The following is a 16,417-nucleotide window of genomic DNA, read 5'->3' on the forward strand; positions in this document are numbered from 1 at the left end:
CTATTGCGCCGGCGGGGGTCCCGCCTGGCCGTCGGCGCCCTGCTGCCCCATCATCTGCTGGAGGGCAGCGGCGCGCGCCTGGAAGTCGTCGCGGCTCATGAAGTCGACCACTTCCACTTCAAACACCAGATCGGCATTGGCAGGGATCGGTGAGCCCGGCGGCGGTTCGGCGCCATAGGCCTGATCGGCGGGGATCGTCAGCACGTAGCTGCCGCCCTTCTGCATCTGCTGCAGCCCCTCGATGAAGCCGTCGATGATCGCGCCTTCCTCGAGCAGCAGCGGATTGCCTTCGGGGAACAGGCCCGGCGGCACCGGCAGCGGCTGCGACCGGTCGAATTCGGTCCCGTCGACCAGCGTGCCGACATAATTGACGAACACGACATCGCCGAGCTGCGGCGAATCGCCCGAGCCCGCGGTTACCGTTTCGACATCGAGCCCGCGCGGCATGGCGGCCCAGGCAAGACCCGCGGCGACGAGGACGGCAAGCAGCACGCCGAGCCACAATTTGGTGAGCGAGCCCTTCTTGATGGGCTGGAGGGGAACGCGGGTGATCTCGGTCATGAAAGTCTCTTCCGGATTCGCAACGGCGGATACGCAAAGGGCGCGGATTGCTCCGCGCCCTCATGGCTTAGCTTGGTAGCAGTCGCAATAGCGACTTACTTGGCGCCGTCGCGCTCCAGCCGCTTGCGCTCGAGCTTGCGCGCGCGGCGGACCGCAGCCGCCTTTTCGCGGGCGCGCTTTTCGCTGGGCTTCTCGTAGTGGCGGCGCAGCTTCATTTCGCGATACACGCCTTCACGCTGCAGCTTCTTCTTGAGCGCGCGGAGGGCCTGGTCGACATTGTTATCGCGAACCATGATCTGCATAAACTTCAATACCTCGACTTTGCGGGCCAGAGCCCGCGCAAAAGCGGGGTATGCCTCCTGAATTGGGGTTTCGCTTGTTCAACGAAAAGCGCGCCGAATCCGTTCCGGACCGGCTCGAACGGGTGCGCACATACGGATTCTCGCAGCCGAAGGCAAGTCTTTGTCGCATGCTGCAGCATCGGGATGACGCAGGGGCAATTGGCGGCTAAGGGCAGCGGCGATGTCCACCTTCTCTCCTTTCGTTGCCGCGCTGCACGTCTTTATCGGCGGCGGGTTCGGCGCGGTGCTGCGCTGGCAGCTCGGCCGCGCGATGACCGGCTGGCTCGGCGCGCCGGTCGTGACCGCCTTTCCCTTCGCCACGCTGGCGGCCAACGCCGCGGGCAGTCTCGCGATGGGATTGCTGGCCGGCTGGCTGGCACGCCACGGCAGCGGGGAAGGCGAGCAATTGCGGTTGCTGCTGGGTGTAGGGCTGCTGGGCGGCTTCACCACATTCAGCGCGTTCAGCCTTGAAATGGTGCTGCTGATCGAACGCGGACAATATCTTTTCGCCCTGCTCTATGCAGTGCTGTCGATTGCATTGGGCATCACCGGGCTGATGGTCGGTCTCGGCGTGATGAGGATGGCAGGATGAATACCTCCGACGAAGTACGCAATTTCACCGTCGAGGCGGATGACGACGGCATCCGGGTGGACCGGTGGTTCAAGCGGCACCTGCCGCAGGTCGGCTTCGGCACGGTCAGCAAATGGGCGCGCACCGGCCAGGTCCGGGTCGACGGCAAGCGGGTCAAGCCCGACGACCGGCTGGCCGAGGGGCAGCAGATTCGCGTGCCCCCGGGGGGCGATGCGCCGCACAAGCAGCCCAAGGCGAAGCGCGAGCTCAAGCCCGCCGAGATCGAGCAGGCGCAGGCCATGCTGATCGAGCGGACCAAGGGCGCGCTGGTGCTGAACAAGCCGCCGGGCCTTGCGACGCAGGGCGGGACGAACACGTTCAACCATGTCGACGGCCTGCTCGACGCCTATGTCGAAGGCGAGGACGATCCGCGCCCGCGGCTGGTTCACCGGCTCGACAAGGACACCAGCGGCGTGTTGCTGGTGGCGCGCACGCCCGGCAGCGCGGCCTATTTCTCTAGGCGTTTCTCGGGCCGGTCGGCGAAGAAGATTTACTGGGCGCTGGTAATCGGCGTGCCCGATGTGAAGGAAGGCGTGATCGAGGCGCCGCTTGCCAAGCAGCCCGGATCGGGCGGCGAGAAAATGCATGTCGACCACGAGGGCGGCCAGCCGGCCAAGACCAAGTACCGGGTCGTCGACGCGGTGGGCAAGAAAGCCGCCTGGCTCGAACTGCAGCCGCTGACCGGCCGCACGCACCAGCTCCGCGTGCATTGCGCGGCGATGGACCACCCGATCGTGGGCGACGGCAAATATGGCGGCAAGGAAGCCTTCCTGACCGGCTCGATCAGCCGCAAGATGCACCTCCATGCGCGGCGCCTGATCATCGACAGCCCCGACGGCGGCAAGCTCGACGTGACCGCCGATCTGCCCGAACACTTCGCCGCCTCGATGGAGCAGCTCGGGTTCGACGTGAACCTGTCCGATGCCACCCCGATGCGCGACGATCCGCCGCCCAAGACGCGCGAGGAGAAGAAGCAGCAGGCCCGCCAGCATGCGAAGAACTTCCGCAAGTCGCAGCGCTCGCCGCGCCGGGCGCGGGGTGCGATGGCGAAAGGCAAGCCGAAGGGCCCGCGCAAGTGAGCCGGCTGGTCGTCTTTGATTGCGACGGCACGCTGGTCGATGGGCAGGCGGCGATCTGCGAGACGATGGAACTGGCCTTCCGTAACACCGGCCTGGCCGCGCCCGAACGCAACAAGGTTCGCCGGATCGTCGGGTTGAGCCTGCCCTTTGCGCTGCGCGAACTGGCCCCCGATGCCACCGACGACGAACGCCATGCCGTGGTCGAGGCCTATAAGGCGGGTTACCGCGAGCTCCGCCTCTCGGGCGCGCTGCGCGAACCGCTGTATGCAGGCATCGCCGCACTGATCGACGAACTCGATGCCGAAGGCCGCCTGCTGGGCGTCGCCACCGGCAAGAGCGACCGCGGGCTCCACGCGTGCCTCGACACGCATGGCATCAAGCATCGCTTCGTGTCGCTGCAGACCGCCGACCGCCATCCCTCCAAGCCGCATCCCGCCATGCTCGAAGCCGCGCTGGGCGATGCCGGCGTGGCGCCTGCCGACGCCGTGATGATCGGCGATACCAGTTTCGACATGGAAATGGCGCAGGCAGCCGGCGTCCGCGCGATCGGCGTGGCGTGGGGCTATCACGAACCGCGGGAGTTGCTCGACGCCGGGGCCAGCGCGGTGGCCGAAACCGCACAGCAATTGGGAGACCTGATCCGTGGGAGAAACTGACCATGACCCGGCCAAGGCGCGGTTCCTGACGATCCAGGCAGTGCGATTGTCGGGGGTCGTGACGGCGGTGCTGGGCGCGCTGGTGCTGGGCGGCATCCTGCCCCTGCCCGAGATTGCCGGCTATATCCTCGTCGCAATGGGCGTGGCCGAGATATTCATCCTCCCGATCGTCCTCGCCAAGCGCTGGAGAAGCGGCCAGTGAAGCGGTTCTATACGCGCGTCCATGTCGAACGCGCAGCTTCCGGCCATCAGGTGTTCCTCGACGGGCGGCCGCTGAAAACGCAGGGCGGGCGGCAGCAGGTCGTCGATTCGCTTGCGCTGGCAGAAGCGCTCGCAAGCGAATGGGATGGACAGGGCGAGACGATCGATCCGGCACGCTTTGCCTATCGCGACATGGCCGATTACGCGCTCGACACACTGCCCGAAGGTCGCACCGCGGCGATCGCCAAGCTGCTGCGCTATGCCGAAACCGACACGCTTTGCTATCGCGCCGATCCGGACGAGCCGCTGTGGCATCGCCAGCGCGACATGTGGGACCCGCTGGTCGAAACGCTCGAGGCCCGCGAAGGCATCGTGCTGGAACGCGTCAGCGGGGTGGTGGCGAAACCGCACGCCCCGGCCACGATGGACCGGCTGAAAGCCCGGCTGGAAAGCCTGGATGATTTCACCCTCGCTGCGCTCGAACAGCTGACTGCGCTATCCGCATCCTTGTGCGTCGGCTTGGCCGCGCTCGACCACGATGCCGATGGCGAAGCGCTGTGGGCAGCGGCCAATCTCGAGGAAGACTGGCAGATCGAACAATGGGGCGCGGACGAGGAAGCCGCCGCGCGCCGCGCGAAGCGGTTGGAGGCATTCCTCAAGGCGATGGCCTTCGTACGGCTGCTCTAGTTCCGGCCCGCCTGCCTGCGCCGCAGGCGCTCGATGATGGCGGCATCCATCCAGAAGATGTCGTTGTCCCCTTCGCCGACGGTGCGATGGAAGAACAGATATTTGCCATCGGGGGTCACCGTGGCCGACGCTTCCCAGCGTGCGGTGTTCACGGTTTCGCCCAGATTGATGGCTTCCCCCCAGCTCCCGTCGGCCTGCCGGAAGCTGACGTATATGTCGGAATCGCCATAGCCGCCCTCCCTGCGCCCATCGAACAGAAGGTAGGATTCGTCCGGCGCGATGAAGGGATGGGCCAGCCATGTGCCGGTATTGATCGCCGCGCTGGCAAGCTCGGGCGCCTGGCGTTCGCCATCGACAATGCGTGAATAGCGGATGCGGCCATCGCCGGCCGATCCGACCTCGTCGAAATAGTAAGTGTTCCGCGCCGATGCGGTAAGGCGCATGATCCTGAACGGTTCGAAAGCCTCACCGAGCCGCTTCGTTTCTGACCAGCCATCGGCATCGCGGACCTTGTACGCGCGCCCGAGATGCATGTTCTGCCCATCGGGGGCGATGAACGGGGTGCCCTGTCGTTCCCACAACACCTCATCGTGCCACTCGCCTTCCCGGTAGCGGTAGACGTGCTGCCAAGTGGTCTCGTTTTCGTCGCGCTTGAGGACGTAGAATTCGCGCATGTCGGGCGAGAAAACGCCGCCGTATTCCCAGCCCCTGGTGGTGATGATCCCGGGCGCGAAGGGTTCGGGCGCCGATCCGGGCGGTTCCTGGCCCAGATAGGGGCGTTCGATATGCCCCTCGCCTTCCCCTGCCAGAGCGTACGCGCTCGCTGCGCCCAGCGTCAGCAGGATGATCCCGGCAAGTTTCGAGTTCATAATCACCCTCCCCGAGTGAACATGATCTCATATCTGCACGGCGAAGTCACGACTGGCCAAGTCGTCCCCGACGACGGTCGCCCCTCCTTCGACTGGCGACACGGCGGGAGCCGCAGCGCCCCGCTCAGTTCAGCCAGTCGGCGATTTCACCGGCGACCTGGTTGGCCGCCTGGTTGAGCGCCGGACCGACGAACTCGGTCTCGGGTGCGGCGACGGGCACGCGCGCCTCGAAGCGGCGGCTGATTGCGCTTGCGCCCGCGCCATTGCGCACCGCGTCAAACACCACCACCACTTCGCGCGTCCGCGCATCGTAGCCGAACGCGCGCAGCGAACCGTGAAGGCGGTCCGCCGCGTTCAGGCCGGGATCGTCGCCATCGACCACCACGCGGCCATTTTGCGAGCGGATCGTCTCGGCCACCAGCTGGCCGAACAGGCGGGCGGGCCGGTCGACCCAGAACGCATCCTGCAGATAGGCCAGCTCGGTGTCGGTGACCTGCACCGGGACCCGCGTGACATCGAGCGCCTTGGTCGCCTCGAACGGGACGATCGCCAAGGCCGTGCCCCGGTCGCTCGCGGCGCTTTCGCCGGCGGGGGCGGTGGCAGCGGGGGTCAGGGTCAGCAGGCTGTCGGGTGCCTCGCCGCCAAAGCTCAGGCAGCCGCCCAGCAGCAGGGCGGGAGCCAGCGCAGCAAGTTTGGTCATGCGTGTCATGCTGGTGCCCCTTACGGCTTGTAATCGGGCAGCGGCTGGCTGGAAAGCAGCGCGCCGGCACCCTTTTCGTCGATCGTTTCGGTCACGTCGCGCAGCGCCTTGCTGGTCGCGCGCAGGTCGCGCAGCGTGGCTTCGGCGGCGGGCAGCGTGCTTTCGGTCAGCTGCTTGGTCGCAGGCCGCGCCTCGTTGAGCGTGTCTTCGAGCGCGCGCGCGGCGCCGCTGGCCGATTTCAGCGTCGAGCGCAGGTCCTTGGCAATCGCCTCGCCTTCCTGGTTGATAATGCGATCGGTCGAGGCGGTGACCTGTTCGAACTGGTCGAGCGCCTCGCTGGCTTCGCGCAGCGTCACCTGCAGTTCGGCCATCGTGCGTTCGAGCTGCGGCGCGGCAGCGGCGAAGCCCGCGCTGGCGGCATTGGTGTTGGCGAGGATCTGCGAGATTTCTTCCTGGTTGCGATCGCTCAGCAGGACGGTCAGCCGCTCGGTCAGCGTGGCCAGCCGCTCGAGCAGGAGCGGGGCGCTGGCCAGCACCGCGCCGAACCCGCCGCCAGTGGTGGGCGGAATGATCGGCACGCCTTCGGTGCAGGCCGTGGTCTCGCACGATATCGGCGGCGCACCGCTGCGCGCGCCGTCGAGCGTGATCGTCGACACGCCGGTGAAACTGCCCTGGATCGTCGCGGTGGTGCCGACGAGGATGGGCACGCTTTCCTTGACCTTGATCCGCACGCGGACGAATTCGGGGTCCTTGTCCCACAATTCGATCTGGTTGACCTGCCCCACCGGCACGCCGGCGAAATCGACCGAGCTGCCATTGGCAAGACCGGCGACCGACTGCTTGAAGAAGATGTCGTATTCGTTCTGGTCCCCGCCGCCGAGCCGCGCGAGCCACACGATGAACAGCGCGAGCGCGCCAAGGATCAGCAGCGTAACCGCCCCTACCCAAACGTGATTTGCCCGCGTTTCCATTGGTTCGCCCTATGCCTTGCCCGCAGGCGGTTTGTCCAACGCTTTGACCGCATGCGCAGCGACCGGTTCGTCCATGTGCCGGCGCAATTCGTCGAGCGCCTGCGCGGTCAGCGCCGCGCGCCCGCGCGGACCGTTGAAATATTGCTGGATCCACTCATGATCGAGATCGAGCAGGTTCGGCACCGTGTCGACCGCGATGACCTTCTTGTCCGCGATCACGGCGACGCGGTCGCAGATCTCGTGCAGCGTATCGAGATCGTGGGTGATGAGGAACACGGTCAGCCCGAGCGTTTCCTTCAGTTCCAGCGTCAGCTGGTCGAACGCGGCCGCGCCGATCGGATCGAGCCCCGCGGTGGGTTCGTCGAGGAACAGCAGCTCGGGATCGAGCGCCAGCGCGCGCGCCAGCCCGGCCCGCTTCTTCATGCCGCCCGACAGTTCGGAAGGGTATTTGCCCACCGCTTCTTCGGGCAGGCCCGACAGCACGACCTTGTAGCGGGCGATCTCGTGGCGCAGTTCGGGCTCGATATCGGGGTAGAACTGCTTGAGCGGGACCTCGACATTCTCGCCCACGGTCAGGGTCGAGAACAGCGCCCCGCCCTGGAACAGCACGCCCCAGCGGTTGCGCACGCCGATATCGACCTCGGGATCGCTGTCGATGGTCGAGCGGCCGAACACGCTGATGTCGCCCGCGGTGGGATGCTGCAGCCCGATGATCGAGCGCATCAGCACGCTTTTGCCAGTGCCCGAACCGCCGACCACGCCGAGGATTTCGCCGCGCCGGACCTTGAGATCGAGATCCTGGTGGACGACCTGGTCGCCAAAGGCATTGGTCAGCCCTTCGACGACGATCGGGTAATCGCCGCGATAGCGTTCGTGGCGACCCAGTTCGCGCCCGGCTTCGTCCTGCGCCATCAGCCCCACCCGATCTTGGTGAAGAAGACCGCGAAGAAGGCGTCGATGACGATCACTGCGAAGATCCCCGTGACCACGGCCATGGTGGTGCGCCGGCCGACTTCTTCCGAATTACCCTTGACCTGCATGCCGTGATAGCATCCCGCCAGCGCCACGATCAGCCCGAAGACCGGCGCCTTCAGCAGTCCGACCCACAAATCGTAGATCGGGACCACGTCCTGGATCCGGGTGAGGAAGGTCCAGAACGGAATGCCTAGCATGAACTGCCCGACGACCGCGCCGCCGACGATGGCGACACCCGCGGCATAGAAGCCCAGCAGCGGCATCATCAGCACGGCGGCCATGACGCGGGGAATGACCAGCGCTTCCATCGGCGATATGCCGATGGTCTGCATCGCATCGACTTCCTCGGTCAGCCGCATCGTGCCGATCTGCGCAGCGAAAGCACTGCCCGACCGGCCGGCGACCATGATCGCGGTCATCAGCACGCCCAGCTCGCGCAAGGTGATCCGCCCGACCAGATTGACGGTCAGCGTCTCCGCCCCGAACTGCGCCAGCTGGACTGCGCCCTGCTGCGCGATGACCACGCCGATAAGGAAGCTCATCAAGCCGATGATCGGCAGCGCCGAGACGCCCACCAGCTCGAGCTGGCGGACCAGCGCCAGCCAGCGGAACCGCCGGGGGTGGCGGATCAGGCTGCCCATCGACAGCAACAGCGCGCCGAGGAAGCCGACCACACCGTAGATCCCGCGGCGCGCGGCGTATATCTTCTCGCCCATCACCGTGGGCACGCGTTCCCATACGGGCAGGCGCGGAGCGGCGATCTGCTCTTCCGACCCGGTCCCTTTCAGCGCGCCCATCAGGCGTTCGGCGCGCTCGCTCGCGCCCGAAATCTCGGCCTCGTGTTCGCGCGCCAGGCTGCAGGCGATCCAGGCACCAACGGTGTCGATCTCGGTCACATCGGCCAGATCGATCCGGGCGATCGGACCGTCCAGTGCACGCAGATCCTGATCGATCGCGCCGACGGTGGACACGAGATAGGGCCCCGACAGGGCAAGCACATTGCCCCCATCGCCATCTTCGCTCAGATCGTATTCGGCGAAACCACCCATTGCCGCGCGGTATGCGAGCAAATCCGCCGCTTGCCAAGCGGCGATCGCCGGGTGTCACCTGCAACGTTGCATCGCAACAAGCGCGCTGGCAAAGGCGGTGCTCACCATTTGGCTGCGACTTCCCCGGGGGCGTACGGGCAGGCGCGGGACGAGAGCGTCTACGAACAGGAAACCATGAGCACCGAGCTACCCACGACCTTCGACCCGGCCGCAATCGAGGCGCGCTGGTACGCGCATTGGGAACAGGAAGGCCTCTTCCGCCCCGAACGCCCCGATGCGCAGCCGTACACGATCGTCAATCCGCCGCCCAACGTCACCGGCAGCCTGCATATCGGCCATGCGCTCGACAATACGCTGCAGGACATCATGATCCGTTACGAGCGGCTGCGCGGCAAGGATGCGTTGTGGGTGGTGGGCACCGACCATGCGGGCATTGCCACGCAGATGGTCGTCGAACGCCAGCTGGAGGCGAAGCAGGACAAGCGCACCAATTACAGCCGCGAGGATTTCGTGGCCAAGGTGTGGGAGTGGAAAGAGGAAAGCGGCGGCACGATCACGCGCCAGCTGCGCCGCCTCGGCTGCTCGATGGACTGGAGCCGCGAACAGTTCACCATGGACCCGCATTTCAGCGCGGCGGTGACCAAGACCTTCGTCGATCTTTATAACGACGGGCTGATCTACCGCGACAAGCGGCTGGTCAACTGGGACCCCAAGCTCAAGACCGCGATCAGCGATCTCGAGGTCGAAACGCAGGATGTGAAGGGTTCGTTCTGGCACTTCCGCTATCCGCTTGAAGACGGCGTCACGCTGGCCGACGGGCGCGACTATATCGAGGTTGCAACCACGCGCCCCGAAACCATGCTGGCCGACATGGCGGTGGCGGTGCATCCCGAGGACGAGCGCTATGCCAGCGTGGTCGGCAAGCATGTCGTGCTGCCGATCACCGGCCGCCGCGTGCCGATCGTCGCCGACGAACATGCCGATCCCGAACTGGGCAGCGGCGCGGTGAAGATTACCCCGGGGCACGATTTCAACGATTTCGAAGTCGGCAAGCGCGCCGGGTTCAAGCCCGCCGAGATGCTCAACATGCTCGATGGGGAAGCCAACGTTTGCCAGACCGCCGACGATCTGGTGCCCGAGGAATTCCTCGGCCTGCACCGGTTCAAGCGTGACGGGGTCGACGGAGCGCGCGAACTGGTCGTGCAGCGACTCAAGGACAGCGGCCACCTCATCCCGCATATCGCCAAGACAAAAAAGGGCGAGGAACAGGAACTCGATGCCGAACCGCGCACCATCGCGACGCCTTTCGGCGACCGCGGCGGCGTGGTGATCGAACCCTGGCTGACCGACCAGTGGTATGTCGATGCCGAGAAGCTGGCGGTGAAGCCGATCGAGGCAGTGAAGAACGGCGCCGTCGAGATCGTCCCGAAGAGCTGGGAGAAGACCTTCTTCAACTGGATGGAAAACATCCAGCCATGGTGCGTCAGCCGCCAGCTGTGGTGGGGGCACCGGATCCCGGCGTGGTACGATGCTGAAGGCAAGGCCTATGTCGCACTGACCGAGGAGGAAGCGCAGGCGCAGGCAGGCGAAGGCGCCGCACTGACCCGCGACGAAGACGTGCTCGACACGTGGTTCTCCTCTGCGCTGTGGCCCTTCGCCACGCTCGGCTGGCCCGAGCAGACCGACCTTGTCGCCAAGCACTATCCCAACGACCTTTTGGTCAGCGGCTTCGACATCCTGTTCTTCTGGGATGCCCGCATGATGATGATGGGGCAGTACACCACCGGGCAGAACCCGTGGCCCAAGCTGTATCTGCACGGTCTTGTCCGCGCGGCGGATGGGCAGAAGATGTCCAAGTCGAAGGGCAATGTCGTCGACCCGTTAGGGCTGATCGACCAATACGGCGCCGATGCGCTGCGCTTCTTCATGGCGGCGATGGAAAGCCAGGGCCGCGACATCAAGATGGATGACAAGCGGATCGAAGGCTATCGCAACTTCGCCACCAAGCTGTGGAACGCGACGCGCTTCTGCCAGTCGAACGGCATCAGCGCGAGCACCAGCATTGCCGCACCCAAGGCCATCCATGCGGTCAACCGCTGGATCATCGGCGAGGTTGTCCAGACCAAACAGGCGCTCGACACTGCGCTGGCCGATCTGCGTTTCGATGCGGCGGCAAACACGATCTATCATTTCGTGTGGGACCGGTTCTGCGACTGGTATATCGAACTGGTCAAAGGCAATTTCGACGAGGAAACCAAGGCGGTCGCCGGCTGGGCGCTCGACCAGATCCTCGTGATGCTGCACCCCTTCATGCCCTTCATCACCGAAGAACTGTGGTCCAAGCAGGGCGACCGTGCCGATTATCCGCTGATCACTGCAAGCTGGGTCGATCCGCAGGCCGAGGTTGATGCCGAGGCCAAGGCGGAAATCGACTGGCTGATTGCGCTGACCAGCGCGATCCGCACCGCCAAGAACGAGCTTGGCATTGCGCCCGGCGCCAAGCTGGAAGCCTTTTGCCCCGCGCCCAGCGCGCTGGCGAAATCGGTGGTCGAGGCCAATGCCGGGGCCATCGAACGGCTGGCGCGCCTGACCGCGATCCATTTTGCCGAAGCGCCCGCTGGCGCGGCGATGCAGATTGCAGCGGGCGAGGATGCGCTTGTCATTCCGCTCGAAGGCGTGATCGACATCGAGGCGGAGAAGACCCGCCTGTCGAAGGCGCTGGAGGCATCCGCCAAGGAAGCCAAGTCGCTCGAAGGCCGGCTGTCGAACGCGAACTTCGTCGAACGCGCCAAGCCCGAAGCGGTCGAAAAGGCACGCGCCGACCATGCGCACCACGTGGCCGAAGTCGCGCGGCTCGAAGCCGCCCTGGCGCGGCTCGGCTGACAAAACACGCCTAACTCTCTCGTCACCCCGGACTTGATCCGGGGTCAGGCTTCTTCGCTCGGCCTTGTGCCCGCAACGAGGAACAGCCCGACCCCGGCTCGGAGGCCGGGGTGGCGGATAGGGTGAACGAGGGCGGCGATTTCCTACGCGGCCCGATTGTGTCATGAACGCGGCAATGGCCTACGACCCTACCCCCGCTTGCGAAGCGCAAATTCAATCGAGTGCGTCGATCAAAACCCGCTTGACTGATCGGTTCGATTTTTGCGCCTGGACCGTGGTCCATGCGGTCCATGTGTGCGCCGCGCACGACGAACCGAGTGAGCCTGCCCGATGCCGCTAGTCCTCGCCACGCAGGCTCCGGGTGAGCCGGAGATCTTCGCCAGCGTGCAGGGCGAAGGGCCGAGTGCAGGCATGCCCTGCACCTTCCTGCGGCTGTCGCGCTGCAATCTCGCCTGCGTGTGGTGCGACACCGCCTATACCTGGCACTTCGCGGGCGACGAGCGGCCGCACCGCGACGGGGTTGAATTCGACCGCACGGCCAACCAGCTCACGCTGGACGAGGAAGAGGTTGCCGCGCGTATCACCGCGCTGGGCCAGAAGCGCCTGGTCATCACCGGCGGCGAACCGCTGCTGCAGGCGCCCGCGCTGGCGCGGCTGCTGGGCCACCTGCCTGACGTCACGGTGGAGATCGAGACCAACGGCACGACCAGGGCCCCGCCAGCGCTCGACATCCGCATCGACCAGTTCAACGTCAGCCCCAAGCTGGCGCATAGCGGCAATCCTGCGGAACTGGCGCTCATCCCCGAGCGGCTCGACGCCTATGCCACCGACCCGCGCGCCTGGTTCAAATTCGTGATCGCTGCGCCGGCGGACCTCGACGAGGTGCTGGCGCTGCGCGATCGCTACCGCTTCAAGCCCGACCACGTCTTCCTGATGCCCGAGGGCACCGACAGCGCAACGCTGCGCGAACGCGAGCAGTGGCTCGCGCCGCTATGCGTCGAACACGGCTTCAGGATGAGCGACCGGCTGCATATCCATTTGTTCGGCGATACGCGCGGGACCTAGCCCTGCGAGCGCCAGCGCTGGACGGTGCGCTCGACGATCTCTTCCTCGCCGCCGGTCTGGTTCCACAGTTCGATGAAGCTGGGGTCCTCCGATGCGGGCCGCTTGGATTCCTCGAGATTGTCGAAGCTCATGCGGATCGGGATTGCCACGCCTTCGCCGCAGATGATGCATTCCCGGTTGCGCAGCGCGGGGATCGCATCGAGAAAGCCGCGCGCGCCTTCGGGCATCGCCGCGCGGACGAAGTCCTGGTCGCGGTCGTTGTTGAGCCGCATCGACAGGATCGTGCCGCACTGCGACAGCACGCCTTCGGCAAGGTCGGACGGACGCTGCGTGATCAGGCCCAGGCTGATACCGTACTTGCGGCCTTCCTTGGCGAACCGCGACAGGATGGTGCCCACCGAATTGCCGTCGGCATTCTGTTCGTTGGGGACGTACCGGTGCGCCTCCTCGCACACCAGCAGGATCGGCGAGGTGCGTTCGTCGCGGCTCCAGATGGCGAAGTCGAACACCAGCCGGCTGAGCACTGCGACCACGGTCGCGGTGATGTCCGACGGCACGCCGGAAACGTCGATGATCGAGATCGGCTTGCCGTTCGAGGGCATCCGGAAGATCTTGGCGATGAAGTCGTTCATCGTGTCGGCCACCAGCATGCCCGAGAACATGAACTGGTAGCGCGGATCGCTCTTGATCTCGTCGAGCTTGTTCTTGATCCGCATGTAGGGCGCGGAGTTGGTCGCCTTGTCGAGCTTGCCCATCGCATCCTGCAGCTCGTTCGAGAGATCCGAGAGCAGGTAAGGGATCGGCGAATCGACGGTGATCTTGCTCATGTTCTCCGCCAGCCGGCTCTTCTGGCGCGACTTGAGCAGGCACTTGGCCAGAATATCCGCATCGACCTGCCGCTCGTTGCCATTGCTGGTCAGCAGCACTTCGCAGTGCTCTTCGAAGTTCATGATCCAGTACGGCATCTGCAGGTTCGACACGTCGAGGATCATGCCAGTGTTGCGGAAGGCCGAGGCATATTCGCCATGCGGGTCGACCATCACGATATGGCCGTCGGGCGCAGCTTCGCAGATCCGGTGGAGGATCAGCGCCGCGCTGGTCGATTTACCCGTACCGGTCGAGCCAAGCAGCGCGAAATGCTTGCCCAGCATCGCATCGACATAGATGCCGGCGCGAATGTCCTTGGTCGGATAGACCTTGCCGATGGTGATCGCGCTGCGTCCGTCGCTGGCATAGACCTGCCGCAGGTCGGCCGTGGTCGCAGGATAGACCATCGCGCCGGGTACCGGATAGCGGGTCACGCCGCGGCGGAAAGCGTGCAGCTTGCCGGTCAGCTTCTCTTCCGCGCCTTCGCCGAGGAAATCGATATTGGCGAGGATCGACCCCGCCTTGCGGTCCTGCTTCTGGTTCCGCACGCTGGCGAGCAGCCAGCTGTTGCCGACACGGATCTTGATCTGCGATCCGACCTGCCCGGCCATAGCAATCGTGGGATCGGCATCGGCCGCGCATTCATTGAGCCGCGCAAGGTCGATCGCCACCTGCGAACCCGCGCCCGAGATTTCCAGCACCACGCCAATGGGCTGATCGGCGTTCTCGCTGGTCGTCGGTGCGGGCGCCTGCGAAGCCGCTCGGCTCGGGGCGGCTGCCTCGTCGGCTGCCGTACCGTCGCGCCGCGCCTGTTCCTGCGCCGGGGCGGCCGGTTCGTCTGCGGTCGCTGAAGGCGGTGCCGGCTGCACTGGTTGGGGCCGGTCATCCGCCTGCGTTTCGGGCGGCTGGCTTTCGGTCCTTTCCGGCGGCTGGTGTACATAGCCCGACGGCGATGGGGCCGGCGCAGGCGCAGCCGCATCGCCGCCACGCATGATCCGGTCGCGCAGCGACCGCCTGTGCTTTTCCGGCGGCTCGGCCCCGGTTTCCTTCGACGGGTCGAACGTACGGTAAATCGGCTTGCCCATATCGGTCATCGATCCGGCGGTATCCTGCGTTGAATGCGCCCATCGCGCACGCAGCATGCCTGACCGAAAGTGCTTAAGATGTGGTCAATGCAAAAGCGCGCTTGCGCGTCAGATAAGCGCGAACAGGCGCCCGGCCGCCCAGCCCATCCCGACCGACAGCATCACCGCCAATAGCCCGTAGACCAGCGACCATTCCTGCGAATAGCGGGCCACCAGCCGTTCGAAACCGACCTTGCGCACTTCGACCTCAGCCTGCGCCGAAGCGATCACGCGGCCATCGCGCACGGCGAAGGTCTCGGCGGTATAGGTCCCCGTCGACACATTGGAAGGCAGCGAGATACGCGACTGGTAAAGCACCTGTTCGCTGATCTGGACGCCCTGAAAATCCTGCTTGTAGAGGTCTTGCCGCGTCTTGAGATCGACCAGTCCGGCCTTGAAGCGCGCCTGTTCCTCGGGTTCGATGACACCGCTGGGCGATAGCTGGATATAGGCGGTGCCGAATTCGTAGATCGCCGCGGTTTTCTCATCGACGATATCGGCGATCGGCTTGGAGGATGCGACCGCGAAATAGGACGGGACCGAGCGGAAATCGCTGCTGGCAGCGTTGACCCACACTCCGGCGAAGCGTTCCTTCTCGCGCAGCCGCACGGGTTCGGACGGTCCCTTGAGCACAACGACGATATCGTAGTCGCTACCCGCCGCGCGACCCTGCGGATCGAGCACCGCCCCGAACAGCAGCAGCTCGGTGCCGGTAAAGCCCTGCCGCACCTGCACTTCGTGCTGGCTGACCTCGGGCACCAATATGGGATCGCGCTGGCCCATCAGCGCGAAAGCGAAAGCAAGGAGCAGCAGCGCTCTCATAGCGGGTAGATCGTGTAGATTTCATCGGGCTGGTAGAACAGGCCGAGGAACATGCGAAAGGCCACCATCAGCACGATGGCGGCGAGGATCAGGCGCAGTATTTCGGGCTTCGCCTTGACCGCAAGCTGCGAACCGAACTGCGCCCCGGTGACCGAACCGACCAGCAGCAGGAAGACCAGCACGATATCGACAGCCTTGGTGGTGAGCGAATGCATCATCGTGGTCGCCATGGTGACGAACAGGATGTTGTAGAGCGAAGTGCCCACCACGACATTCGCGCTCATCCCGAGGATGTACAGCATCGCCGGCACAAGGATGAACCCGCCACCGACCCCCATCAGCATCGTCAGGATTCCCACCGCTATGCCGACGACCAGCGGTGCCAGCGGGGAGATATAGAGGCCCGAGCGATAGAAGCGCCAACGCATCGGCAGGCTCGCGACCAAGGGATGGTGGCGCCGCCGCGCTGCCTGGGCATTGCCCTTCCCGCGCAGCGTCTGGACCGATTCCCGGGCCATCAGCAGGCCGATCGTCCCCAGCAGGATCACGTAAAGCGCGCTAATGACCACATCGATCTGCCCGATCGACCGGAAAAAGCGGAACAATAGCGCGCCGAAGCCCGAACCGATAACGCCGCCGGCGACCATCACCATACCCATCCGGTAATCCACGCCGCCGCGCCCGCCATGCGCCAGCACGCCGGTAACGCTTGCCCCGGTGACCTGGGTCGAAGCCGAGGCCGCAGCGACGGTCGGAGGAATCCCGTAGAAGATCAGCAGCGGAGTCGTGAGGAAGCCTCCCCCCACTCCGAACAAGCCCGAGAGCACACCTGTCAGCCCCCCCAGCGCGACGATCCATAGCCCGTTGACGGACAGGTTCGCGATAGGGAGGTAGACGTCCATGCCTGCGCCCTATCGCAGCGGCGTGACGGATAAA

Annotated in this window: 17 protein-coding genes; 7 read left to right on the forward strand and 10 right to left on the reverse strand. The window is 65.4% G+C overall.

The genetic code is table 11. The annotated features are described in order from the left end of the window. On the reverse strand, nucleotides 1-561 hold the full coding sequence (locus GRI55_RS00460) for an FKBP-type peptidyl-prolyl cis-trans isomerase (RefSeq protein WP_160765841.1): 561 nt from the start codon (nucleotides 559-561) through the stop codon (nucleotides 1-3). 95 nt (nucleotides 562-656) lie between these two features. Continuing rightward, nucleotides 657-863 (reverse strand): 30S ribosomal protein S21, encoded by a 207-nt coding sequence (gene rpsU, locus GRI55_RS00465; RefSeq protein ID WP_050600999.1) that lies wholly within the window; start codon nucleotides 861-863, stop codon nucleotides 657-659. A gap of 220 nt (nucleotides 864-1,083) precedes the next feature. Between rpsU and crcB the strand changes: the two genes are divergently transcribed. From crcB to GRI55_RS00490, 5 genes are read left to right on the forward strand one after another with little or no spacing between them, the layout of a single operon-like run. Beyond that, nucleotides 1,084-1,494, forward strand: coding sequence for a fluoride efflux transporter CrcB (gene crcB, locus GRI55_RS00470; protein ID WP_063511588.1), 411 nt, complete (start codon nucleotides 1,084-1,086; stop codon nucleotides 1,492-1,494). Further along, nucleotides 1,491-2,612 (forward strand): RluA family pseudouridine synthase, encoded by a 1,122-nt coding sequence (locus tag GRI55_RS00475; RefSeq protein WP_160765842.1) that lies wholly within the window; start codon nucleotides 1,491-1,493, stop codon nucleotides 2,610-2,612. The genes crcB and GRI55_RS00475 overlap by 4 nt, the downstream gene beginning before the upstream one ends. Then, nucleotides 2,609-3,268, forward strand: coding sequence for an HAD-IA family hydrolase (locus GRI55_RS00480; protein WP_160765843.1), 660 nt, complete (start codon nucleotides 2,609-2,611; stop codon nucleotides 3,266-3,268). The genes GRI55_RS00475 and GRI55_RS00480 overlap by 4 nt, the downstream gene beginning before the upstream one ends. Further along, nucleotides 3,255-3,470 carry a hypothetical protein gene (locus tag GRI55_RS00485; RefSeq protein WP_160765844.1) on the forward strand — a complete coding sequence of 72 codons (216 nt, stop codon included), beginning with the start codon at nucleotides 3,255-3,257 and terminating at the stop codon, nucleotides 3,468-3,470. The genes GRI55_RS00480 and GRI55_RS00485 overlap by 14 nt, the downstream gene beginning before the upstream one ends. Then, complete coding sequence (locus tag GRI55_RS00490; RefSeq protein ID WP_160765845.1) at nucleotides 3,467-4,156, forward strand: ATP12 family chaperone protein; 690 nt, start codon at nucleotides 3,467-3,469, stop codon at nucleotides 4,154-4,156. The genes GRI55_RS00485 and GRI55_RS00490 overlap by 4 nt, the downstream gene beginning before the upstream one ends. Here GRI55_RS00490 and GRI55_RS00495 read toward each other — a convergent pair. From GRI55_RS00495 to GRI55_RS00515, 5 genes are all read right to left on the reverse strand, one after another. Further along, nucleotides 4,153-5,025 (reverse strand): TolB family protein, encoded by an 873-nt coding sequence (locus GRI55_RS00495; RefSeq protein ID WP_160765846.1) that lies wholly within the window; start codon nucleotides 5,023-5,025, stop codon nucleotides 4,153-4,155. The genes GRI55_RS00490 and GRI55_RS00495 overlap by 4 nt on opposite strands. Nucleotides 5,026-5,149: 124 nt before the next feature. Then, entirely contained in the window at nucleotides 5,150-5,734 is a 585-nt protein-coding gene (locus tag GRI55_RS00500) for an ABC-type transport auxiliary lipoprotein family protein (RefSeq protein ID WP_160765847.1), read from the reverse strand. 11 nt (nucleotides 5,735-5,745) lie between these two features. After that, entirely contained in the window at nucleotides 5,746-6,696 is a 951-nt protein-coding gene (locus GRI55_RS00505) for an MlaD family protein (RefSeq protein ID WP_160765848.1), read from the reverse strand. 9 nt (nucleotides 6,697-6,705) lie between these two features. Continuing rightward, a complete protein-coding gene (locus tag GRI55_RS00510) occupies nucleotides 6,706-7,608 on the reverse strand; it encodes an ABC transporter ATP-binding protein (protein WP_160765849.1) in 903 nt (300 codons plus the stop codon). After that, nucleotides 7,608-8,720 (reverse strand): ABC transporter permease, encoded by a 1,113-nt coding sequence (locus tag GRI55_RS00515; protein WP_050600817.1) that lies wholly within the window; start codon nucleotides 8,718-8,720, stop codon nucleotides 7,608-7,610. Before GRI55_RS00515 ends, GRI55_RS00510 begins: the two co-directional genes overlap by 1 nt. A gap of 174 nt (nucleotides 8,721-8,894) precedes the next feature. Between GRI55_RS00515 and GRI55_RS00520 the strand changes: the two genes are divergently transcribed. Then, nucleotides 8,895-11,603, forward strand: coding sequence for a valine--tRNA ligase (locus tag GRI55_RS00520; RefSeq protein ID WP_160766420.1), 2,709 nt, complete (start codon nucleotides 8,895-8,897; stop codon nucleotides 11,601-11,603). Between the two features lie 330 nt (nucleotides 11,604-11,933). Continuing rightward, complete coding sequence (locus GRI55_RS00525) at nucleotides 11,934-12,668, forward strand: 7-carboxy-7-deazaguanine synthase QueE (RefSeq protein ID WP_160765850.1); 735 nt, start codon at nucleotides 11,934-11,936, stop codon at nucleotides 12,666-12,668. Here the strand turns inward: GRI55_RS00525 and GRI55_RS00530 are convergent. The 3 genes from GRI55_RS00530 to GRI55_RS00540 all read right to left on the reverse strand — a co-directional run bounded on the left by GRI55_RS00530 (nucleotide 12,665) and on the right by GRI55_RS00540 (nucleotide 16,383). Continuing rightward, complete coding sequence (locus tag GRI55_RS00530; RefSeq protein ID WP_237452360.1) at nucleotides 12,665-14,629, reverse strand: ATP-binding protein; 1,965 nt, start codon at nucleotides 14,627-14,629, stop codon at nucleotides 12,665-12,667. The genes GRI55_RS00525 and GRI55_RS00530 overlap by 4 nt on opposite strands. Before the next feature lie 99 nt (nucleotides 14,630-14,728). Further along, on the reverse strand, nucleotides 14,729-15,481 hold the full coding sequence (locus tag GRI55_RS00535) for a TIGR02186 family protein (protein ID WP_050600820.1): 753 nt from the start codon (nucleotides 15,479-15,481) through the stop codon (nucleotides 14,729-14,731). Beyond that, on the reverse strand, nucleotides 15,478-16,383 hold the full coding sequence (locus GRI55_RS00540; RefSeq protein WP_050600821.1) for a sulfite exporter TauE/SafE family protein: 906 nt from the start codon (nucleotides 16,381-16,383) through the stop codon (nucleotides 15,478-15,480). The genes GRI55_RS00535 and GRI55_RS00540 overlap by 4 nt, the downstream gene beginning before the upstream one ends. Between the last annotated feature and the right edge of the window lie 34 nt (nucleotides 16,384-16,417).

The sequence above is a fragment of the Qipengyuania citrea genome (assembly GCF_009828015.1).
Lineage (GTDB): Bacteria > Pseudomonadota > Alphaproteobacteria > Sphingomonadales > Sphingomonadaceae > Qipengyuania > Qipengyuania citrea.